Source organism: Catenuloplanes indicus, assembly GCF_030813715.1.
Lineage (GTDB): Bacteria > Actinomycetota > Actinomycetes > Mycobacteriales > Micromonosporaceae > Catenuloplanes > Catenuloplanes indicus.
On record NZ_JAUSUZ010000001.1, the window covers coordinates 8,069,200 to 8,090,180 of the forward strand.

General features: G+C 72.2%; 19 protein-coding genes. 8 read left to right on the top strand and 11 right to left on the bottom strand.

Features of this window, described 5'->3' with window-relative positions:
- Positions 1 to 342: 342 nt before the first annotated feature.
- The 6 genes from gnd to J2S42_RS36135 form a co-directional block, all read right to left on the bottom strand.
- Entirely contained in the window at positions 343 to 1,773 is a 1,431-nt protein-coding gene (gnd, locus tag J2S42_RS36110; protein WP_307246613.1) for an NADP-dependent phosphogluconate dehydrogenase, read from the bottom strand.
- A gap of 110 nt (positions 1,774 to 1,883) precedes the next feature.
- Positions 1,884 to 2,255, bottom strand: coding sequence for a MerR family transcriptional regulator (locus J2S42_RS36115; RefSeq protein ID WP_307246615.1), 372 nt, complete (start codon positions 2,253 to 2,255; stop codon positions 1,884 to 1,886).
- 1,566 nt (positions 2,256 to 3,821) lie between these two features.
- Positions 3,822 to 4,772, bottom strand: coding sequence for an aldo/keto reductase (locus J2S42_RS36120; protein WP_307246617.1), 951 nt, complete (start codon positions 4,770 to 4,772; stop codon positions 3,822 to 3,824).
- Between the two features lie 63 nt (positions 4,773 to 4,835).
- Complete coding sequence (locus tag J2S42_RS36125; RefSeq protein ID WP_307246619.1) at positions 4,836 to 5,462, bottom strand: alpha-ketoglutarate-dependent dioxygenase AlkB; 627 nt, start codon at positions 5,460 to 5,462, stop codon at positions 4,836 to 4,838.
- Positions 5,463 to 5,499: 37 nt separating this feature from the next.
- A complete protein-coding gene (gene lipB, locus J2S42_RS36130; protein WP_307246621.1) occupies positions 5,500 to 6,144 on the bottom strand; it encodes a lipoyl(octanoyl) transferase LipB in 645 nt (214 codons plus the stop codon).
- Positions 6,144 to 6,527 (bottom strand): nuclear transport factor 2 family protein, encoded by a 384-nt coding sequence (locus J2S42_RS36135; RefSeq protein WP_307246622.1) that lies wholly within the window; start codon positions 6,525 to 6,527, stop codon positions 6,144 to 6,146. Before J2S42_RS36135 ends, lipB begins: the two co-directional genes overlap by 1 nt.
- Positions 6,528 to 6,600: 73 nt before the next feature.
- Here J2S42_RS36135 and J2S42_RS36140 point away from each other — a divergent pair, with 73 nt between their 5' ends.
- Together J2S42_RS36140 and J2S42_RS36145 are read left to right on the top strand one after the other, a co-directional pair.
- Positions 6,601 to 7,146 carry a hypothetical protein gene (locus J2S42_RS36140; RefSeq protein ID WP_307246625.1) on the top strand — a complete coding sequence of 182 codons (546 nt, stop codon included), beginning with the start codon at positions 6,601 to 6,603 and terminating at the stop codon, positions 7,144 to 7,146.
- A gap of 32 nt (positions 7,147 to 7,178) precedes the next feature.
- Positions 7,179 to 8,606 (top strand): MFS transporter, encoded by a 1,428-nt coding sequence (locus J2S42_RS36145; RefSeq protein WP_307246627.1) that lies wholly within the window; start codon positions 7,179 to 7,181, stop codon positions 8,604 to 8,606.
- Between the two features lie 19 nt (positions 8,607 to 8,625).
- Here the strand turns inward: J2S42_RS36145 and J2S42_RS36150 are convergent, their stop codons facing one another.
- On the bottom strand, positions 8,626 to 8,964 hold the full coding sequence (locus J2S42_RS36150; RefSeq protein ID WP_307246628.1) for an ArsR/SmtB family transcription factor: 339 nt from the start codon (positions 8,962 to 8,964) through the stop codon (positions 8,626 to 8,628).
- A 399-nt stretch (positions 8,965 to 9,363) separates the two neighbouring features.
- On the opposite strand from J2S42_RS36150, the gene J2S42_RS36155 reads away from it, so the two are divergent.
- From J2S42_RS36155 to J2S42_RS36180, 6 genes are all read left to right on the top strand, one after another.
- Positions 9,364 to 11,895 (top strand): ATP-dependent Clp protease ATP-binding subunit, encoded by a 2,532-nt coding sequence (locus J2S42_RS36155; RefSeq protein ID WP_307249231.1) that lies wholly within the window; start codon positions 9,364 to 9,366, stop codon positions 11,893 to 11,895.
- A gap of 439 nt (positions 11,896 to 12,334) precedes the next feature.
- Complete coding sequence (locus J2S42_RS36160) at positions 12,335 to 12,832, top strand: hypothetical protein (protein ID WP_307246630.1); 498 nt, start codon at positions 12,335 to 12,337, stop codon at positions 12,830 to 12,832.
- 43 nt (positions 12,833 to 12,875) lie between these two features.
- Positions 12,876 to 14,840, top strand: a complete 1,965-nt coding sequence (locus tag J2S42_RS36165) for an ATP-binding protein (protein ID WP_307246632.1) — start codon at positions 12,876 to 12,878, stop codon at positions 14,838 to 14,840.
- A 257-nt stretch (positions 14,841 to 15,097) separates the two neighbouring features.
- Entirely contained in the window at positions 15,098 to 15,754 is a 657-nt protein-coding gene (locus J2S42_RS36170; RefSeq protein ID WP_307246634.1) for a response regulator transcription factor, read from the top strand.
- A gap of 22 nt (positions 15,755 to 15,776) precedes the next feature.
- On the top strand, positions 15,777 to 15,962 hold the full coding sequence (locus J2S42_RS36175; RefSeq protein WP_307246636.1) for a hypothetical protein: 186 nt from the start codon (positions 15,777 to 15,779) through the stop codon (positions 15,960 to 15,962).
- Between the two features lie 97 nt (positions 15,963 to 16,059).
- On the top strand, positions 16,060 to 16,482 hold the full coding sequence (locus J2S42_RS36180) for a cation:proton antiporter (protein ID WP_307246638.1): 423 nt from the start codon (positions 16,060 to 16,062) through the stop codon (positions 16,480 to 16,482).
- Between the two features lie 3 nt (positions 16,483 to 16,485).
- On the opposite strand, the gene J2S42_RS36185 is transcribed toward J2S42_RS36180, so the two are convergent.
- The 4 genes from J2S42_RS36185 to J2S42_RS36200 form a co-directional block, all read right to left on the bottom strand.
- Positions 16,486 to 16,671, bottom strand: a complete 186-nt coding sequence (locus J2S42_RS36185; protein WP_307246641.1) for a hypothetical protein — start codon at positions 16,669 to 16,671, stop codon at positions 16,486 to 16,488.
- A 94-nt stretch (positions 16,672 to 16,765) separates the two neighbouring features.
- On the bottom strand, positions 16,766 to 17,872 hold the full coding sequence (locus J2S42_RS36190; RefSeq protein WP_307246643.1) for a hypothetical protein: 1,107 nt from the start codon (positions 17,870 to 17,872) through the stop codon (positions 16,766 to 16,768).
- A gap of 158 nt (positions 17,873 to 18,030) precedes the next feature.
- Positions 18,031 to 18,954 carry a hypothetical protein gene (locus J2S42_RS36195; protein WP_307246645.1) on the bottom strand — a complete coding sequence of 308 codons (924 nt, stop codon included), beginning with the start codon at positions 18,952 to 18,954 and terminating at the stop codon, positions 18,031 to 18,033.
- Between the two features lie 201 nt (positions 18,955 to 19,155).
- Positions 19,156 to 20,886: a DUF6311 domain-containing protein gene (locus tag J2S42_RS36200; RefSeq protein WP_307246646.1), complete on the bottom strand. Its 1,731-nt coding sequence runs from the start codon at positions 20,884 to 20,886 to the stop codon at positions 19,156 to 19,158.
- Positions 20,887 to 20,981: the final 95 nt, after the last annotated feature.

Consider the following 20,981-nt stretch of genomic DNA (forward strand, 5'->3'; position numbering starts at 1 on the left):
CCGGACAGGCACGATCCCGTCCGGGAGCGGAACGATCCGGTCATGCCGGGCCGGGCAGCCGGAACGACCCGGAGGGGGAACCTCGGGTGTCCTGAGTGGATCGGGCGGCAGGGTGACGGCCATGAGAACACTGGCCACGCTCGCCGCGGAGCCGGGCCGCGGACGTGTCGTTCGTGCTGGAAGAGCCGACGGAACGCCGGGACGTGCGGGCCGGCTGGACCCGGTCTCGGCCTACCCGGAGGTGACCTTCCGGTCGTGAGCCGCGGCTCCCCGAGCCGGCCGGTAGCGTCTCGCGCTCCGGGCGCCCCGCAGCACAGGGGCGCCCAGGTCACGCCGGGGTGCTCAGCTGGGTGACTCGCCGCGGTTGCCGGACCATGCGGTGTGGTAGGTGCCGGCCCGGTCCACCCGGCGGTATCCGTGCGCGCCGAAGTAGTCGCGCTGACCCTGGATCAGCGCGGCCGGCAGCCGCTGCGCGCGCAGCCCGTCGTAGTAGGCGAGCGCGGAGCTGAGGCCGGGCACCGGGATGCCCAGCCAGGTCGCGGTGGACACCACGCGCCGCCACGCCTTCTGCGCGTCGGTCAGGGCCTCCCGGAAATACTCGTCGGTCAGCAGCGTGGGCAGGTCCGGGTCGGCGTTGTAGGCGGACCAGATCCGGTCCAGGAACCGCGCCCGGATGATGCAGCCGCCACGCCAGATCCGGGCCATCGCGCCCAGATCGACCTTCCAGCCGAACTCGGCGGACGCCGTCGCGATCTGGTGGAAGCCCTGCGCGTAGACGACGATCTTGGAGGCGTAGAGCGCCTTCTCGATGTCCTCGACCAGCGCGCGGGACGCCTCCCGGGCACCGGGCGGCGGGCCGGGCAGCTCCCGGGCGGCGGCCCGCAGCTCGGTCTGGCCGGACAGCGTGCGGGCGAAGACCGCCTCCGCGATGCCCGGGACCGGCGTGCCCAGGTCCAGCGCGGCCTGCACGGTCCAGCGGCCGGTGCCCTTCTGCTCCGCGCGGTCCATGACCACGTCCACGAACGGGCGGCCGGTCTCCGCGTCGACCTGGCCCAGCACCTCGGCGGTGATCTCGACCAGGTAGGAGGCGAGCCGGCCCTCGTTCCAGCCGGCGAAGACCTCGGCGATGTCGTCCGGCACCAGGTTCGTCGCCTTCCGCAGCAGGTCGTACGCCTCCGCGATCAGCTGCATGTCCGCGTACTCGATGCCGTTGTGCACCGTCTTGACGAAGTGACCGGCGCCGTCCGGGCCGACGTGCGTGCAGCACGGCCGGCCGTCGACCCGGGCCGCGATGCCCTCCAGGATCGGGCCGATCTCCGCGTACGCCTCGGCGGAGCCGCCCGGCATGATGCTCGGCCCGTGCAGCGCGCCCTCCTCACCGCCGGAGATGCCCGCGCCCACGAAGTGCAGGCCCTTCTCGCGCAGCGCCTCCTCGCGGCGGATCGTCTCGGCGACGTTCGCGTTGCCGCCGTCGATGATCATGTCGCCCGGGTCGAGCAGCGGCGTGAGCTCGTCGATCACCCGGTCCGTCGGATCACCGGCCGTCACCATCACGATGATCTTCCGGGGACGCGCGATCGCGGCGACGAACTCGGCGGCGGTCTGCGCGGGCACGAACGCGCCCTCGTGCCCGAACTCCTCGATCAGCTCCTTGGTGCGGTTCTCCGTCCGGTTGTGCACCGCGACCACGTGGCCGTGCCGGGCGAGGTTACGGGCGAGGTTGCGGCCCATGACCGACAGACCGGTGACACCGATCCGTGCCAGCTCCGTCATGCTCTTGTCCTCCGGGTCCTGGTGAATCTGCAGCGGCTGACCTGGTTGCCGACACATACGGGAACGCGTCGCCGGAGAGTTCAACTTCGCCCGGAATATTCCTCGCTGGGTTACTCGTTCGGGTGCTCCTCCTTCTCCAGCCGCCGATACGCGTCTATCTTGCCGTCGATCACGCCCAGCGCCCGCCGTTGCTCCTCCATCTCGCGCAGCACGTTCCGCCGGTGCTCCTCCAGGATCCGCAGCCGGACTCCCGGCCTGGTGGAGTCCACGAACCGCTGCACCTGCCGGATCGGCATCCCACCGCGCCGCAGGCAGACCAGCACGTCCAGCCAGCCGAGGTGCGCGTCGGTGTAGACCCGCCGCCCGCCGGAGGTCCGCTCCACGTCGTTGAGCAGCCCGGACCGCTCGTAGTAGCGCAGCGTGTCCAGCGTCAGCCCGGTCTTCTCGGCCGCCTCGGCCGGCGTGTAGGTGACAAGATCCATGACCGACATTCTCCCGCTTCGCGGCACATTCATGATTTTCCCGCTCCCGGCGTGGCCGATTCCCGGTGCTCCCGCGGGCACCGGTCGTCGCCGGCGCTCCTCCCTGCCGGTCTGTGGGCGCGGGCCCTCCACCGTCATCGCTTTGCTCTGCTTACCTGACCACCTGCCTACCCAAGCACCGGCATTTCCCTGGCACCCCGCACCCCCCGGGCAGGCAGCCGAAATGCCCCGTAATCGGCGCAAGGCCCCACCCCCGAAGGCGCACGGCACGCCCCGCCCCGGATACCTGGCCCGGCGCGGATCCTCTGCCCAGCGCGGAGGCCCGATCCGCCCCGGAGGCCCGATCTGCCCCGGAGGGCCGATCTGCCCCGGAGGGCCGATCTGCCCCGGAGGGCCGATCTGCCCCGGAGGGCCGATCTGCCCCGGAGGGCCGATCTGCCCCGGAGGGCCGATCTGCCCCGGAGGGCCGATCTGCCCCGGAGGGCCGATCTGCCCCGGAGGGCCGATCTGCCCCGGAGGCCCGATCCGCCCCGGAGGCCCGATCCGCCCCGGAGGGCCGATCCGGCGCGAAGGTGCGACCCGGCCCGGAGGTGCGGCCCGGCTCGGCACGGGCCCGCCGGGCACCACACGAACGCGCGAAGCGCGGCGCAGTACGAACGCGCGAACCGCAGCGTCGGGCCGCGCGGCGCGACGCGGCGCGGCTGCGCAGTGGCGATGCGCAGTGGCTGCCTCGGAGCGCGTGCGAAGCCCGCGTCCGAAATATCGCCATATCTCGCGCCGCCGCCGAGCGTCCGTGTCCGCGGGAATCCCACCTGCCCGGCTGAGTGATCAATCAGTGGTACAAAATGGCGATCAACTTCGATATTGGATCTCCTTTTCGCACCACTGATTGATCACTCAGCGCTGGCGGCGTCGCCTTCGCGCCGGGGCGGCGGAGAACCGCCGGACGCCTCACCCCCCGATATCGCGATATTTCGGGCATGGGGTGCGGCGGCCACCGGCTCGGTGGTGCGGTGCGAGATCTGCACGCCGCTGCCGGCTGCCTCGATCCAGCGTGTGCCGGGTGAGCAGCGTCGGCACGCCGCGAAGCGGCCACCCCCACACCTCGGTCCTCGATCCACACGGATGGACGGTGATCCCGGGCATGTGACCCGCCTGCGGCGGCGAGCGAAGCGCGCGGCCTGCACCGCCGGCGTCGGCCCGGGACCGGTCGCGTGCGAAGCACGTGGATCGCGGGCGGTGCGGGTGTGCACTGCCGGTGTCGAGGCGGGACCGGCAGGCGGGAGCGCCAGCGACGACCGGTGCCCAATGCCACTCAACTCAAGTTGACCATGGATCCTGACCTGGGGTTCACAAAGCACCCCACCGCGTCTGCTCCCTGCCCGCCGAACCGCACGGGACGGCATCTGCGCCGGCCGGGGATTCACGGCCCCACCGGGCCCGCTTCAAGATCAAAATAAGCTGAGTGGCATTGGGCCGGTGCCCGCGGGAGCATGCGGACCGCACCGCGCCGGAAGCGGGAGGATCCGCTTCTGATGCTGTCACGCGCGCACCGCCGGGGTCGTTCTACGCGCGCAGCGCCGCGATCGCGGCCATCTCCGCGTCGGAGAGCGGGCCGCGGGCCTCGGCCGCGACGCACTCGGCCAGCTCGTCGCGGTTCTTCACGCCGAGCACCACGGTGGCGACGCCCGGTGCGGTCAGCGCCCAGCGGTGGGCCAGCGCGGCGGGGGACTCGCCGAGCTCGGCCGCGAGCTTGCGGAACGGCTCCGCGCGGGCGAAGTCGACCGCGGCCGGGTAGTCGGGGGCCATCGTGCGGTCCAGCGAGGACGCCAGCGAACCGGCCGCGACCGCGCGGATCGCGATCACGCCGACGCCGGCCGCGTTCGCGGCCGCGACGATCTCCACGTTGCGCGACGGCAGGTCACCGTAGATCCACATGTCGCCGTTCATGTCCAGCGCGTTCACGATGACCTGCGCGTAGTCCGGGCGGTGCGCGGTATTACCGATCGCGTCGATGATGCTCTGCGGGTGGCCGACCGCGGTCAGGCCCCACGACCGGATCTTGCCCTCGGTGCGCAGCCGGTCGAACGCGGGCGCGACCTCGGTCGCGTACCGGTCGTAGTCGAGCGTGCCCTTCGGGCCGTCGGTGCCGGCCGGGCGTAGCTGCGTGTGCAGCAGGAACATGTCGACCGACTCGCGGCCGAGCCGGCGCAGGCTGTCCTCCAGGCTCTCGACCATCCGCGCGACCGGGTCGGGGAACTCGTCGTCGTGCACCTGTGCCTTCGTCGCCAGCAGCGCCTCGCGTCCCTTCAGTGCCGCGCCGGCGACCCGCTCGGCCTCGAAGTCCGGCCCGTAGCTCGGCGCCACGTCGACCAGCGTGATCCCGGCGTCCAGCGCCGCGTGCACGGTCGCGATCGCCTCGGCCCGGCTCGTCTCGCCCCAGACCGCGCCGATACCGCCGCCGCCGAGCGTCAGCGCGCTGACCTGCCCGAGCCGTCCGAAGTCCCTGGTACGCATGGTGTTTCCTCCCGTTGATGTGCTCACCGGGGATTGACGCTATGACCTGGAGCGCGCTCCAGGTCAAGCCACGTCGTACGGACGGAACTGGACGCTGACCCGCGGGCCGACCGGGCGGGCGGTCTTCGGGATCGCGTGCTCCCAGGTGCGTTGGCAGGAGCCGCCCATCACGATCAGGTCGCCGTGGCCGAGCGGGAAGCGCAGGCTCTCGCCGCCGCCGCGCGGGCGCAGCATCAGCGTGCGCGGTGAGCCGAACGACACGATCGCGACCATGGTGTCCGACGCGGCCGACCGGCCCTTGGTGTCGCCGTGCCAGGCCACGCTGTCCCGCCCGTCGCGGTAGAGGCACATGCCGGCCGTGGTGAACGGCTCGCCCAGCTCGCGCGCGTAGTGCGCGGTCAGCCGGGTGCGGGCGTCGGTGAGCAGCGGGTGGGGGAGCGGCTCGCCCTCGCCGAACCACCGCAGCAGCCGCGGTACGTCGACCTCCCGCTCGTACATCCGCACTCGATCGGCCCGCCAGCCGATGTCGCCGAGCAGCGTGTCGAGCACCGCGTCGGACCCGGAGACCCAGCCCGGCAGGTGATCGACCCAGGCGCCGCGGGTCAGCGGGTGCCGCACCGCGTCGCGCAGGTCGCCGAGCGCCGGGCCGGACCCGGACGCCATGTCGAGCAGGGAGGGCTGGTGGCTCATGCCGCCGATCCTAGGCCGGTTAGAACACGCGTGCCAATCAGGTCGCCTGGAAGGCCTTGGCCACCGCGTCCCGTACCGTCGCCAGGTCCGGCGTCTGCATGCCCCGCTCGTCGGCGAGCTGCCGGAGCGAGGTCATCGACACGTCCGCGAGACCGCAGGCGACGAACGTGTCGAAGACGGACAGGTCCGGGTCCACGTTCAGCGCGAAACCGTGCGTGGTGATGCCGCCGCGGATCCGCATGCCGATCGACACGAGCTTGCGGCCGTCCGGCGTCCACACGCCCACCAGGCTCGGCGCGCCCTTCGGCGTGTCCCGCCGGATCGCCTCGAAGCCGAGCGAGCCGACCGCCTCGATCAACGTGTTCTCGACCAGCCGGATGATGTCCACCGGCCCACTCTGCCGCTCCCGCAGGTTCACGATCAGGTAGCCGACCAGCTGCCCCGGACCGTGGTAGGTCGCGTGCCCGCCCCGGTCCACCGGGACGGTCGGGATCCCGCCGAGCGGGCCGGGCAGCTCCTCCGGCGGCGTCAACCGCCCGTAGGTGATCACCGGCGGGTGCGTGAGCAGGAACAACCGGTCCGGGGCGTGCCCGTCCCGGCACTCGTCCGCCCAGCCGGTCATGGTGGCGCCCGACTCGTCGTACGGCACCTCGCCGAGATCGACCCGTAGCAGCTCGCTCATCACGCCTCCCCGGCGAAGTAGTCCCGCAGTCGCACGATCTGCTCGTCGCCGTCGATCCGGAAGATCCACACCAGTGCCGTGGCGTCGTCCGATCCCGCGAAAACGGTGTCGATCTCCACGAGGAACGTGTCCCGCTCCGTCGTCCGGTGCAGTACACAGCCCGACCGGTCCGGATCGACCGACGCCGTCGGCGCGGTATGGCGCGCATAGTAGCCGCGCAGCCCGTGGCGGATCTCGTCCCGCCCCGCGAACCGCGTGCGGTGCAGCGGCCACTCCAGCACGCCGTCCTCGGCGAAGAGCGCCGCCACCGCGTCCGGGTCGCGGGACATCGCCCCGGCGACCAGATATCGCTCGAACACCCGATGTGCGTCCGCACTGCTCACGACGCGACGCTACCAGCGCGGCCCGTCAACAGAACATTGACAAGCCCGGCGGTACGTGGAGAGCATCGTCACCATGCGTCCCTACGACGAGGTGCACGCGGTGCTGGCCGCGCCCGCACCCGGGCTGGCCGAGGCGATGGCCGCGCTCGGCCGGGTGGCCCAGCTCCGCACGGAGCTGGACGCGGCCGAGGCCGCACTGATCGAGGCCGCCCGGGACGGCGGCGCCGGGTGGTCGGCGATCGCGTCCGCGCTCGGCCTCGCCTCCCGCCAGGCCGGTGAGCAGCGCCTGGCCCGCCTCCGCCGCCGGATCACGGTTCGTCAGCAATCTGTTGACGACCCGGTGCGGAACCTCATCTCGGCCGTGTCCGCGGCCGCCGGGGCGATCGCCGCCGACCCCGGGTGGGACGACCGGCATCCCGCGGCCGCGCTCGTCCGGCAGTGCCTCGCCCTCGCGGCGGCGCAGCGGCCCGACGATCCGCCCGGCGGCCGGTACAGCCTGGTCGACGATGTGCTGAACGACCTGCGCGAGTGGGACGCGGCCGCGCTGCCGGACGCGCCGCGGGCCGCGCTCGACCGGCTGCGATCCGCCGCGCGCGAGGCCCGGGCCCGGCGCGGTTGACGCCGGCCTGCTCCACTGCCAGAGTTGAGTCAGTGGAGCTCAAGGCGGACGGGCGTCGCAACGCCGTGCTGTTCGTGACCGTCTCGCTGGCCGCCGGCTTCGGCGGCAACGCGATGATCCTGACCGCCGGCATCTGGGTGATGAGCCTGACCGGCGACGCCCGCCTGGCCGCGCTGGCCACCGCGTGCGTCTACGTCCCGTCACTGGCCGGTCCGATGATCGGCGCGCTCGCGGACCGGCTGCCACGGCAGGCGCTCCTGGTCCGTACCGCCGTGATCGTGGCCGGTGGGCTCCTAACCCTGCTCGCGGTGCGCGGCCCGGACCGGGCCGGGCCGATCTTCGCGGTGATGCTCGGTTACGGCGCCGCGCTGGTGCTGATGGACGCGGCCGAGGCCGGACTGCTGCCCGCCGCGCTCCCCGGGGACGCGCTCGGCGCGGTCAACGGCCTGCGGATGAGCGCGCAGGAGGGGGTCAAGCTGGTGGCCCCACTGGCCGGCGCCGCCCTCTTCACCCTGTCCGGCGCCGCGCCGGTGATTCTGCTGTGTGCGGCTCTGCTGGGCGTCTCGGCCGCGCTGTACGGCGCCCTGCGCCTTCCACGGCCCGGCGCGCATTCCGCGACTCTCCGCACCCGGCTTCCGCGGTACGGCGCGTTCGCACGGGGCGGCGGGAGTGCCGGTGCGGGGCGGGGCGAGCCCGGGGCCGGCGTGGCTGCCGTGACTCGGCCGACGCGGTTCTCGCGGTTCCGTGCGTTCACGCGGGGTGGCGAGAGTGCCGGTGCCGGGCCGGGCGAGACCCCGTCCGGTGCTACCGGGCCGGACGCGGTCGGGGCCGGCGGCGGGTGGACGGCCTGGGTGGTCGGGGTAGGGCATCTGCGGCGGGAGGCGGGCCTCGGCGCGATCGTGCTGGTCGCGACTGCGGCGATGGCGGCAGCCGCGCTCGGTTCCGGCGTGCTCTACGCGATGATCGACGAAGGGCTCGGCCGCGATCCGGCGTTCGCCGGTGTGCTCAGTTCCGTCCAGGGAGGCGGCGCGATCCTCGGCGGTCTGCTGTCCGCGCGCCTGCTTTCCGGCGGCCGGCTTTCCGGCCGGGCCGCACCGGCCGTGGAGACGGCGCTGGTGGCGTGTGGCGCGGTGCTGGTGGCGGTGGCACTGGTGCTGAGGACCGTGCCCTGGTCGCCGGTCGTGATCGCGGGCAGCCTGATCCTCGGTCTCGGGCTCCCGTGGACGGTGGTGGCCGCGGTGACCGCCGTACAGCGCGGCACGCCCGAGGCTCGCCTCGGCCGCGTCTCCGCCACCGCGACGTCCCTGATCTTCGCCACGCCCGCGATCGCCACCCCGGCCGCCACCGTCGTGCTGCCGATTGCCGGCTACCGCCCGGTTCTCCTCTTCGCCGCGTCTCTAGCGCTCGGCGCCGGTGTCCTCGCGCTCATTCGCGGCACCCCGTACCGCCCGAACGGGTGATGGCGGGCGCGAAGCGCGGTCAGTGGCCGGGGTGGGCCGCGGTGAGTAGGTGTTCGGCCTGGGCGAGAGACTCCACGACCAGGTGGCGGACGTGGGTTCCGTTGAGGCGGTAGAGGACGCGACGGCCGTCGCGGCGGGTGGTGACCAGGCCGGCGAGGCGCAGCTTGGCCAGGTGCTGGGAGACGGCGGGGCGAGCGGCGGTGCCGAGCGCGGCGGTCAGTGCGGTCACGTCGCGCTCGTCGTCGCGCAGGTGCCAGAGCAGGCGCAGCCGGGTTTCGTCGCCGAGCAGGCGGAGTGCGGCGACGGCGGCGCCGAAGGCGGCCTCGGGGGCGATGTCGTCCTGGTCGCGTGCGTACATGAGCACATAGGATGCCAGTCCGGAGCGGTTTCCGGCGACCCCGCGGCCGGGTGATTCCGCTCAGGGCGGAAGGTATTCACCTGTCAGCGGAAGTGGTCCGTTTTGAGCCGTTCCCGCACTGTGAAAGATCTTCACTGCGGTAGGGTGAGTCATGCGGCAGAGCGCCTGCCCGAGCCACTGCATGGCAGTCACCGAAGAGTCGGGTGACACAGCGAGAGCCCATGCGATCGCGGCCAAGAGGCTTACCTCAGCGCAACCCTGGGGACAAAACGGGCGCACCTGCCGCTGTGGTGCTGGTGTTTCAACAGTGCTGCACTGGTGGCGCTGTGGTTGAAGTGCTGCTTGTGCCGTACGTTTCAGCGGGAGTGCATGGGAGCCCGCAGTGAGGACGTGATGGGCATGTTTGAGCGGTTCACCGACCGAGCGCGTCGGGTTGTCGTCCTGGCTCAGGAAGAAGCCCGGATGCTCAACCACAACTACATCGGCACCGAGCACATCCTGCTCGGTCTCATCCACGAGGGTGAGGGCGTCGCCGCCAAGGCCCTGGAGAGCCTCGGGGTCTCACTGGAAGGCGTCCGCCAGCAGGTTGAGGAGATCATCGGTCAGGGGCAGCAGGCCCCGAGCGGGCACATCCCGTTCACGCCCCGGGCGAAGAAGGTCCTGGAGCTGTCGCTCCGCGAGGCCCTTCAGCTGGGGCACAACTACATCGGTACGGAGCACATCCTGCTCGGCCTGATCCGTGAGGGTGAGGGCGTGGCCGCGCAGGTGCTGGTCAAGCTGGGCGCCGACCTCAACCGGGTCCGCCAGCAGGTCATCCAGCTCCTCTCCGGTTACTCCGAGGGCAAGGGCGGGGCGGCCACGGCCGGCACCGCGCCGGGCGAGTCCGCGCCGTCGACCAGCCTGGTGCTGGACCAGTTCGGCCGGAACCTCACCCAGGCCGCCCAGGAGGGCAAGCTCGACCCGGTCATCGGGCGCGAGAAGGAGATCGAGCGGGTCATGCAGGTGCTGTCCCGCCGCACCAAGAACAACCCGGTGCTCATCGGCGAGCCCGGCGTCGGCAAGACCGCCGTGGTCGAGGGCCTGTCCCAGAAGATCGTCAAGGGCGAGGTCCCGGAGACGCTGAAGGACAAGCAGCTCTACACGCTGGACCTCGGCGCGCTGGTGGCGGGTTCGCGGTACCGCGGTGACTTCGAGGAGCGCCTGAAGAAGGTGCTCAAGGAGATCCGCACCCGCGGCGACATCATTCTGTTCATCGACGAGATCCACACGCTGGTCGGTGCCGGTGCGGCCGAGGGTGCGATCGACGCGGCGAACATCCTGAAGCCGATGCTGGCCCGGGGTGAGCTGCAGACGATCGGCGCGACCACCAACGACGAGTACCGGAAGTACATCGAGAAGGACGCCGCGCTCGAGCGCCGTTTCCAGCCGGTGCAGGTCGGCGAGCCGTCGCTGGCGCACACCATCGAGATCCTCAAGGGTCTCCGCGACCGGTACGAGGCGCACCACCGGGTGAGCTTCACCGACGCGGCGCTGGTGGCCGCGGCCACGCTGGCCGACCGGTACATCTCCGACCGCTACCTGCCGGACAAGGCGATCGACCTGATCGACGAGGCCGGCGCGCGGATGCGCATCCGCCGGATGACCGCGCCGCCGGACCTGCGCGACTTCGACGAGAAGACCGCGGAGGTGCGCCGCGCCAAGGAGTCCGCGATCGACGCGCAGGACTTCGAGCGGGCGGCCCAGCTGCGCGATCAGGAGAAGCAGCTGCTCTCCCAGAAGGCGCAGCGGGAGAAGGAGTGGAAGGCCGGCGACCTGGACGTCGTGTCCGAGGTCGACGACGAGCAGATCGCCGAGGTGCTGGGCAACTGGACCGGCATCCCGGTCTACAAGCTCACCGAGGAGGAGACCTCCCGGCTGCTGCGCATGGAGGACGAGCTGCACAAGCGCGTCGTCGGCCAGCTGGACGCGGTCAAGGCCGTGTCGAAGGCGATCCGGCGTACCCGTGCGGGCCTGAAGGACCCGAAGCGCCCGTCCGGCTCGTTCATCTTCGCCGGCCCGTCCGGCGTGGGTAAGACCGAGCTGACGAAGGCGCTGGCGGAGTTCCTGTTCGGTTCCGAGGACGCGCTGATCCAGCTGGACATGTCGGAGTTCCACGACCGGTACACGGTGTCCCGCCTGGTGGGTGCGCCTCCCGGTTACGTGGGCTACGACGAGGGTGGCCAGCTCACGGAGAAGGTGCGGCGCAAGCCGTTCAGTGTGGTTCTTTTCGACGAGATCGAGAAGGCGCACCCGGATGTGTTCAACACGCTGCTGCAGATCCTGGAGGACGGCCGCCTGACCGATGGTCAGGGCCGGATCGTGGACTTCAAGAACACGGTCATCATCCTGACGACGAACCTGGGTACGCGTGACGTGGCGAAGGCCGTGTCGCTGGGCTTCCAGGCGTCGGAGGACCAGGAGTCGAACTACGAGCGGATGAAGCAGAAGGTCAACGACGAGCTGAAGCAGCACTTCCGCCCGGAGTTCCTGAACCGCATCGACGACACCATCGTCTTCCACCAGCTCCAGCAGACCGAGATCCTGTCCATCGTGGACATCTTCGTGTCGCGGATCGAGGGCCAGCTGAAGAACAAGGACATGGCGCTGGAGCTGACCGACAACGCGAAGAAGTACCTGGCGAAGAAGGGCTTCGACCCGGTGCTGGGTGCCCGGCCGCTGCGCCGGACGATCCAGCGTGACGTCGAGGACAACCTGTCCGAGCGCATCCTCTTCAACGAGCTGCGCCCCGGCCACATCGTGGTCGTCGACTGCGAGGGCGACCCGGAGAAGATCGACGAGTCCAAGCTCGTCTTCCGGGCCTCCGAGCGCCCGGCCGAGGTGCCGGACGCGATCCCGGCGGATCTCGGCACCGCGCCGTCCGCCGAGGAGTGAAGTCAGTAAGACCCCGACGAAGGCCCCCATCCTCCCCCCGAGGATGGGGGCCTTCGCGCACCCCCCAGGAAACAGGTCAGCCAGGCCCGAGATAGTGGCAGGATGTCGCATATCCGCCGCTGTGGGTGTACGAGAGCGTCGCGTGGTGCAGGCTCGTCGCGTACATCGTCGGCATCCGATCTGTCGTACCGGCCGGCGCGCCTCCCGCGCCGCTGTCCTGAAGAAGACATTGGCCGCTGAGATGTCCCGCCCGATGCGGGCTGGTGTCCCGGCGCCCAGGAGTTTTCGGCACTTCCGCCCGGCCGAGCGGCGCCCGCGGATGCCGGAACCTCCTGCCGTCTCGGGACATCCGTCCCATGGATCCGGGTCGCCGGCGGCGTGCAGGATGAGCCGAAGCCCCGCGACTGATCCGCAATCCCTTCAGATACAGGAGATCCCGATGTCCACTGAGGCCACGCACGCGATTTTCGCGGTCGCCGCGACCAACGCCTGGGTGCACGTCTACCGCGACGTCAAGACGCTGCTCGCGGAGACGGACATGGGCGCCGGCCACGAGCCGACCGTCACGAACACGATCGAGTTCTTCAACGCGTCCGGCAAGCGCCTGCTGCCCGCGTTCGGCCGGGACTGGACGCTGGTCGACCTGACCGAGAGCGGCGACCCGGCCGACCCGGAGGCGGTGCACGCCCGGATCACCACGGTGATCGAGCGGACCAAGACGATGATCCGCGAGCACGCGGACGACTTCCGCCAGGCCGGGTTCGACCCGGAGCAGACCATCGCGCAGCTGCCCGCGACCGCCGGCCGCTCGCTCGCCGAGATCGCCGACGACCTCGAGCCGAACTTCGGCGCGCTGACCGACCCGCCCGCGGTCCGGTCGCTGGTCATGATGACCCAGGGCAGCGCGCTGCACATGCTGCTCTGCCACAGCTGGTAAGACCGCACCGACTCACCCCCACACCATCTGCATAGGAGTCACGTTGCCCAGGACCCGTGGTTGGCTCGGGACTCCGAGCGGCGCCATAGCCGCGGCGACCTTCGTCATCGCGGTGTTGTCCGTCATCGGCCAGATCACCAGCGACAACCCGTACGCGCTGGACTTCATCGGGCTGAACGCGGCCATCGCGGTCGCGTTCACCGCGGCCGGCATGCTGGTGCTCACCGGTGCACCCCGGCACCCGGTGGGCCTGCTGATGACGGCCGGCGGGCTCAGCGCCGCGATCTCGGTGCTGGCCGGTTCCTGGACCGGCAGTGTGATTCTGGTGTGGCTCAGCAAGTGGCTGTGGTGGCCGCCGTTCGGCCTGGTGCTGTTCGCGCTGCTGTACTTCCCGGACGGACGGCTGCCGTCCCGCCGGTGGCGGCCGGTCGCCTGGGCGCTCGGCGCCGCGGTGCTGATCTCCACGGTGGGCCTGGCCGGTGTCGCCGCGGACCGGCCGTACGCGTTCCTGATCGAGTTCAACCCGGAGTACACACCGCTCGGCCGGGCGTCCCTGCTGGTGGCGCTGATCGGCGTGGCCGTCACGCTGACGCTCGGACTGGCGATCGTGGGCTCGCTCTGGGCGCGGTGGCGCGTGGCCGAGGGGGACACGCGCCGCCAGCTCGCCTGCCTGATCCCGGCCGCGATCCTGATGGTCATCGGCATCGGGCTCGACTCCGGCTTCGGCTTCCCGCTCGGGTTCCCGCTGATCGCGGTCGCGGTGCCGATCGCGATGGCGGTGGCGATCCTGCGCTACCGGCTCTACGGGCTCGACCGCGCGGTCAACCGCACCACGGTGTGGCTGGTGATGACGCTGCTGGTCGTGGTCACCTTCGTGGCCCTGGTGACCGCGCTGCGCACGGTGCTGGTCGGCGACGCCGGCAACACGAACGCGTCGCTGGTCGCCACCGGGTTGATCGCGGTCGGGTTCGAACCGGTCCGCCGCCGCGTGCAGCAGAGCGTCGACCAGCTGCTCTACGGCGACCGGGCGAATCCGTACAAGGTGATCGCGGCGCTGCTCGACCTGCTCCGGCACACCGCCGAGTACGGCGACGTCCTGCCCCGGCTGACCAGCGCGGTCGCGGAGTCGCTGCGGCTGCCCTACGTGGCGGTCGCGCTCAGCGACGCCGACGGCACCCGGATCGTCGCGGAGCACGGCGAGCGCAGCGACCACCTGGAGACGTTCGCGATGCAGACGCACGGCACCGAGGTCGGCCGGCTGCTCGTCGGGCGCCGCAGCCCCGGCGCCCGGTTCACCGCCCGGGAACGCCGTCTGCTCGCCGACGTCGCGCTCAACGCCGCGATGGCGGCCGAGGCCACCCGGCTCATCCAGGATCTCCGCCAGTCCCGGGAACGCCTGGTCATGGCGCGCGAGGAGGAACGCCGCCGGCTGCGCCGCGACCTGCACGACGGCGTCGGGCCCGCGCTGACCGGCATAGCCATGCAGATCCGGGCCGCGCGGAAGATGTCCGGGCCGTCCAAGGTGGGCCAGTTGCTCGACGGGCTCACCGGCGACCTGCAGATCTGCACCGCGGAGGTGCGCGCGCTGGTCACCGCGCTGCGGCCGCCGTCGCTGGACCGCGGGCTGGGTGAGGCGCTGCGGGCCGAGTGCCAGCGGTTCGACACCGACGGACTGGCGGTCACGTTCGAGTCGGACGGAGACCTGACCGGGCTGCCGGCCGCGGTGGAGGTCGCGGCGTACCGGATCGTCTCGGAATCGCTCAACAACGTGGCCCGGCACGCGCGCGCGTCGCACTGCCGGGTGTCGATCACCCGTACCCGTACGCTGGATCTTGAAGTCATCGACGACGGCATCGGGCTGGCCTCGTCCGACAACGGGCGGGCCGGCGTCGGCCTGCAGTCCATGCGGGAACGCGCGGAGGAGCTCGGCGGCGAGTGCGTGATCGCCTCGACCGTCCCGCACGGTGCCGCGGTCCGCGTCCACCTGCCGATCGCGGCGTCGGTCTGAGAGCCGGTGCTGTAACCAAGACGACAATGAGCGGGGAAGCGGCTGGTGGGGGTGCCGGCCGCTTCCCCGGTGTCGTCACCTGGCGATCCGCCGGGCCGCGGAACGTACCTGAAAACGATCTTTTTGTGGTTGCCGGGCGCCGGATCGACGGGGGCGGTTCCGATGTTGGCCACGCGCGCACTATCGTCTTCTGCTTGGCGGAGGCGGAGACTTGGGGTAACCGCCGGAGGAGGCCGGGAAACCGAAGGCGGCGTGGCATGGCCCAGACAAAACGGGTGCTCGTGGTGGACGACCACCCGGTGGTGCGGCGCGGGCTGCGCGCGATGCTGGAGGGTGAGAGCTGGGTCTCCGAGGTGCTCGAGGCCGCGAGCGTCGCCGACGCGGTGCGCGAGGCGGTGGCCGGTCAGGCCGACGTGGTGGCGATGGACTTCGCACTGCCGGACGGCGACGGCATCGAGGCCACCCGCCGGATCCTCGCGGCCCGGCCCGCCGCCCGCATCGTGATGCTGACCATGACCGACGACCACGACGTCGTGATCAAGGCGCTGAACGCCGGCGCGGCCGGTTTCGTGGTCAAGGACGACGACCCGGACGTGGTGATCGACGCGCTGCGCACCGCGGGCAACGGCGGCGTGGTGCTCGGGCCGTCGATCACCGCGACCGTGCTCGGCGGCATGAACCGCGGCGCCGCGCGCGAGCTGCCGGCCCCGTTCGACAAGCTCACGCCGCGCGAACGGGAGATCGTGGCGCATCTGCTCACCGGCGAGGCGAACGTGGAGATCGCCAGGCATCTGACCGTCAGTGAGAAGACCATTCGCAACCAGCTCACCGCGGTCTTCGCGAAGATCGGCGTCACGGATCGGACTCAGGCCGTGCTGCGCGCCCGCGACGTGGGTATGCCCGCGGCACACTGAACGTCCTGCTACAGGGGGCCGCGTGTTCGCGCTCGAAATCGTCGTGGTGCTCGGTGCCGCGGTGTTGTGCTGCAACGCTCTCGCCACCCGGCTGCGGGTGGCGCCGCCGGTGCTGCTGCTCGGCCTGATCCCGGCGTTGCACGAGGTGCACCTGCCGCCGGAGGTCATGCTGCTGTCCTGCCGGCCCTGCTCTACGTGGAGAGCCTGACCACGTCGCTGCGCGAGATCCGCAACAACCTGCGCTCGGCACCCCGGTCGCGCTCGGCTCCGGCGAGCCGTTCCCGGACCGCGAGCTGGTCGTCTTCGTGACGTCCGGCGTCATCGCGGTCACCATCGTGGCCGGCGGCCTGCTGCTGCCCGCGCTGGTGCGCTGGGCCCGGCTGCCCGAGGACACCGAGGTCGACGAGGAGACACACCTCGCCGAGCTGGCCGCCACCCGGGCCGCGGTCGAGGCGCTGCCCGTGATCGCCGAGCGCCTCGGCGTGCCCGCGCTGGTCGCCGAACGTCTGCGCCTCGAGTACGACCAGCACCTGCGCCACCTCGAGGCGCGCGACGACGGCGAGTCCGAGGCGCTGGACGCGCTGCGCCTGGAAATGATCCAGTACAAGCGCGCGGTCGTGGTGCGGCTGCGCGACGAGCGGCGGATCGACGACATCGTGCTCCGCCGCCTTCAGCTCCGCCTCCACATCGAGGAGCTCCGCTTCGACAACCGCGGCTCCAACGACTGAGCCTCAGAGCGCGGGTGGCGTGCCGGTGGGCGTGGTGCTGAGGGCCTCGCGCAGGCTGCGGATCTCGTCGGCGATGGAGAGCAGGGCGCGGACCTGAGCCTCGGCGATCAGGCGATCGCCGGCCGGGTTCGCGGACGCCTCCTCCAGGATGCGCAGCGCCTCTTCACGGTTGTTCCGGTGGTCGACCATCGAAGCTCCTCAGGGGCCGGGGGCGGGTCTGTCTCCATCCAAGCCGGATCCGCGCCGGTACGCAGCCGGAGAACCGATCATTTTTTCCCGGCGTTCATCCCGGCAGGCCCGGCCGGCGCAGATAGAGCCACGCGTGCCCGCCGCCGTCCGCGGTGATCCGCCGGAACGCGGCCGGGTCGGGCGGGCCGTCGCCGCCGGCGATCGCGTCCCGGAACAGCGCGTCCGGCACCACGAGCGCGAACGTGGCGTCCCGGTGCTCGGCCAGCGCGGACCGTACCGCGGCCGCCTCCAGCAGCGTGGTGAGCGCGTCCCCGGCCGGTGCGGTGCCGGCCGCCAGCGTGCGGTGCAGCGCGAACCGGATCCGCTCGTCCGGAGCGTGCGGGACGGCCGTGGTCAGCGCGGCGGCCAGCCCGGCCACGTCGGTGTCCACCGGCAGCGCGGCGAACCGGGCGCCGTCCGGCGCGGGCAGCACCCGCCGCGCGCCCAGACCGCAGCCCCGTGCGATCCGGGCCAGCACCTCGGCCACCGCGACCCCGTACCGGCCGGTGCCGGTCCCGGTGGCGTGCGGGCCAGGCGCCGCGGCCAGCCACAGCAGCGTCGCGGGCGCGGGCGCGGGGGAGACCGGCACCGGTACCGAGAAGCGCCGCGGCCGCAGCGGCCCGGGCCGGGGCCCGCCGGTCAGGCTCACCTCCACGGACAGGAAGCCGAGCAGCGTCGACACGCTCTCCGGGATCTCCAGCAGCGCGTGACCGGCCAGTTCCCGCGGCAGGTCCGGCGCGGCCCGGTGATCGGTGAACCGCCAGCCGAACCGGGACGTGCCGGCGCCGTCCGCGATCGCGGCCCGGTGGACGGGCCGGAGCCGCCCGGCGAGCGCGCACCGCGCCCGCCAGCCGATCGGCGTGGTCGGATCGCCGTCCGGCGGCAGGCCGAACTCGCCGGCGTCCGCGTGCACGGCCAGCGCCCGCACCGGGTCCGGGTGCCGCAGGTCGACGGTGAGCCGGGCACCCGCGAAGCGTTCGCCGCGCCGGACCGGCGGCAGCGTGAGCGGGAAGACCGCACCGGCGAACCGGGCGCCGGGCGTGGCGCGGGCGCGCAGCGGCGCGGGCAGATCCGCGGCCGGCACCGGATAGAGCAGTGGCCGTCCGCCACCGAGCCGGGCCGGGCCGGGCGGTGCCGGTCGTTCGGGGGATCTCGCCACCATCGGGTGCCTCCGCGTCAGCGTTCCGGCACCCGAGTCTGGCACCGCGGCCGACGGCGGGACAACGACCTGCGCGAATGACGGCCGAACGTCGTACCCATTCCGGCTGGCCGGTGAAGCTTCCACGGCCGCGGGCGCATCCCGCGGCCGTGCAGCGCGGGTCAGCGGCGCAGCGTCGGCGACAGCACGCCGCGCCGGCGGACCGGCGGACCGAAACCGTCGTCCTCGTCCGGCAGCGCGTCCGTGCGGGATCGGCGCATCACGGTCACCAGCAGCGCGCCGCCGACGCCGGTCATGCCGACGCCGACCACGATGATCAGCGGGCCGAGTCCGTTGAAGAACGTGGTCTGCCCCTCCGCGGTGGTGAGGTCGACCCCGGCCGCTTGGTCTCCCGGCCCGGTGGCCGGTGCGTCGGTGTCGTCCTCCTGCGCGGCGCCGGCTTCGGCGGTCTCCTCATCATCGGGGCTCGGCTCAACGGTCTCTTCCTCGTCTACGGTGCTGTCGTCGTCCTGCGCGGCGTTCTCGTCTTCGTCTTCGTCTTCGTCGTCGGAGCGGGCGTTGCCGGTGCCCTGCAGCACCTGCCGGTTCGCGGACGCGCGGTCGAGCCGGTCCCCGGCCGCGTCGAACGCCTCGCCGATGAAGTCGACCCGCCCGTCCGGCGCGGTCCGGAAGAACGTCACCCGGTAGCGCACCTGGATCCGCTGGTTCTCACAGAGCTGCGAGTTCACCGGTACGACCGGCACGCTGGACACCGCGTCGTCGGTGAGCTGCACCGTGTTCAGCGGGATCCACACGCCGTCCTCGTTGACCGCGATCTCGATCTCGTCGCGTTCGAGACCGCTCATCTGTACGGTCATCAGCGTCTGGACCCGCACACACCCCTCGTCGGTACGGGTCACCCGCAGCGTCGCCTCGCGCGGCACGTCGTCGGTCGCCAGGTCGTCGGAGATGCGCAGATCGACCTGGCCGGGTTCGGCGTGGGCGGGCGCGGCCGCCAGAACGACGCCCCCCGCCAGGCCGGCGAGCGCGGCGCCGACCCGCAGCGACCAGCTCGGCCCGCCGGCCGCGCGTGCTCTGCTCCTCACGCGAAACGCCTCCTCTGTCGTCTCCGGGCAGGCAGACCGCACCGGTCCACCCGAAGCGAGATACGGAGTCGCCGCACGGAAGGTTCAAGCCGTCACCGGTCAGACGCGAGGAAACATGACGGTAATACGCAGACCGCCTTCCGCCGTGATCGTGCCGTGGTGCGCGCGGACGGGCACCCAAGGCCGGGACGAGGAACCGGATCAGCGCAGGTCCCAGAGCCACACGTCGTCCACCCGGGTGGCCGGCCCGAACAACTGCTCGGCCAGGTCCAGGAACAACTCGTCGCGGACCACCACGACCGCGCCGTTCCAGCGCGTCACCTCGGCCCGTACCGTGGCCCGGTCCTCCGCACTCACCGCCGGTGCCGCGCCCGCCTCGATCGTCAGGTGCACCAGCGCGGTGGCCCGGCTCCGCCGCGCCGGTCCCACGTGGCCCGCGCCGTCGACGTCCGGGCCGAGGAAGTAGCCCTCCGGCACGGCGTACTCGTGCCCGGCCCACGCGCTCCAGCTCAGCTGCTCACGGCCGGCCCAGTTGTCCGGCGGCGGCAGCGTGACCATCGTGGTGCCGTCCGGTACGTACGACCGCCAGGTCCCGGCCGTGATGAAGTGCGGCGGCAGCCGGTCCGGCATCGCGGGCAGCGGCTGCGGGATCAGCGGCACCAGCGCCAGCACGATCGCGGTCCGCACCACGCGGCCCGGCACCCGGTCCCAGGCCAGTGCCAGCAGCACTGCGAAGGCGCCGATCACCGCGTACGTCATCCGGCTCGGCATCGCCAGGTTCAGCACCGGGACCCCGTCGCCGAGCAGCGCCTGCGGGCCCGGGACGCCGGTCAGCGTGCCGCCGAGGCGCACCCGCGGGCCGAGCGACAGCAGCGCGGTCACGCCGATCACCGCGAGCGAGGTCCGGGCGATCGCGGTACGCCGCCACAGCATGACCAGGGCCACGGCCACGACCAGCACCAGCGGCCAGCCGAACCAGCTGTTCTGCTCGATCCGGCCCTGGGTCAGCTCCGCCGCGGGCGTTCCGGCGATCGTGTCCCGGGCGAACGTCACCCAGGTCACCGGGTCCTCGCCCCAGGTGTTGAACGCGGGCATGCCGTCGAACGCGCCCGGCCCGTGGAACTGGAACCAGATCGGGTACGCGCAGAGCAGCCCCGCGGTCAGCGCGGTCACGCCGAGCGCCGCGCCGAACGACCGCCACCGCCGCCGCGCCTCGTCCGGCCGGGACGCGGCCCAGGCGACCGTCATCACCGCGCACGCGATCGCGGTGACCAGCAGCACCTCCTCGTTGACGAACAGCTGCCAGGTGACCAGCGCGCCGAGCACCAGCCCGTCGCGCCGCCACCGGCCGCCGGCGCCGAGCCGGGCCACGGCCACCAGGATCAGCGGGATCAGCGCGCTGGACACGAAGTTCGGCTGGCCGTTCGCGTGGTGCACGACGCCGGGCGCGAATCCGGCGAACGCGCCACCGGCGAACGCGGCCGCGCCGCCGCGCACCAGATACCGCCGCAGCGCCCAGTACGCGGCCGTCGCGGTGCCCGCGCACGCGCCGACCATCCAGACCACGTACGCCACCCGCGGCCCGAACAGCATCGTGACCGGCGTCATCGGGATCGTCACGCCGAGCACCGACGTGTTCGCCATCATGTTCACGCCGTCCGGCGCGTTCTGGGCGGTCGAGAACAGCGGGTTCTCCAGGTGCCGCACCGCGTGCGCGCCGTGGCTGAGCAGCCACTGGAACCAGGTGTGATCCGCCGGAACGTGCGACGTCAGCGTCCCGTTCGGATCCGCCAGGTACCGCCCCATCACCACCAGGCCGAGCGCCAGGTAGACACCAACCGCGACCAGGTGCGGCCACCACGCGCCCGCGCACCGCACCCCCGCCGCCGGCTCCACCCGCCGCGCCGGCGCCGCTATCACTGCTGTACTCATGGCGGCCGAACGTACGGACGCACGGATAAGCGGCGGATAAGCAACCGCGCTACCCATTTGTCGCGCGGGGCGACGCCCCGCCGGCCGCACCCCTA

Coding starts and splice junctions, on each gene's coding strand:
- J2S42_RS36115 (WP_307246615.1), bottom strand. CDS start 2,255: ATGGATCTTGTCACCTACACGCCGGCCGAGGCGGCCGAGAAGACCGGG.
- J2S42_RS36190 (WP_307246643.1), bottom strand. CDS start 17,872: ATGGTGGCGAGATCCCCCGAACGACCGGCACCGCCCGGCCCGGCCCGG.
- J2S42_RS36120 (WP_307246617.1), bottom strand. CDS start 4,772: ATGCGTACCAGGGACTTCGGACGGCTCGGGCAGGTCAGCGCGCTGACG.
- J2S42_RS36140 (WP_307246625.1), top strand. CDS start 6,601: ATGCGTCCCTACGACGAGGTGCACGCGGTGCTGGCCGCGCCCGCACCC.
- gnd (WP_307246613.1), bottom strand. CDS start 1,773: ATGACGGAGCTGGCACGGATCGGTGTCACCGGTCTGTCGGTCATGGGC.
- J2S42_RS36200 (WP_307246646.1), bottom strand. CDS start 20,886: ATGAGTACAGCAGTGATAGCGGCGCCGGCGCGGCGGGTGGAGCCGGCG.
- J2S42_RS36150 (WP_307246628.1), bottom strand. CDS start 8,964: ATGTACGCACGCGACCAGGACGACATCGCCCCCGAGGCCGCCTTCGGC.
- J2S42_RS36185 (WP_307246641.1), bottom strand. CDS start 16,671: ATGGTCGACCACCGGAACAACCGTGAAGAGGCGCTGCGCATCCTGGAG.
- J2S42_RS36155 (WP_307249231.1), top strand. CDS start 9,364: ATGTTTGAGCGGTTCACCGACCGAGCGCGTCGGGTTGTCGTCCTGGCT.
- lipB (WP_307246621.1), bottom strand. CDS start 6,144: ATGAGCGAGCTGCTACGGGTCGATCTCGGCGAGGTGCCGTACGACGAG.
- J2S42_RS36125 (WP_307246619.1), bottom strand. CDS start 5,462: ATGAGCCACCAGCCCTCCCTGCTCGACATGGCGTCCGGGTCCGGCCCG.
- J2S42_RS36160 (WP_307246630.1), top strand. CDS start 12,335: ATGTCCACTGAGGCCACGCACGCGATTTTCGCGGTCGCCGCGACCAAC.
- J2S42_RS36170 (WP_307246634.1), top strand. CDS start 15,098: ATGGCCCAGACAAAACGGGTGCTCGTGGTGGACGACCACCCGGTGGTG.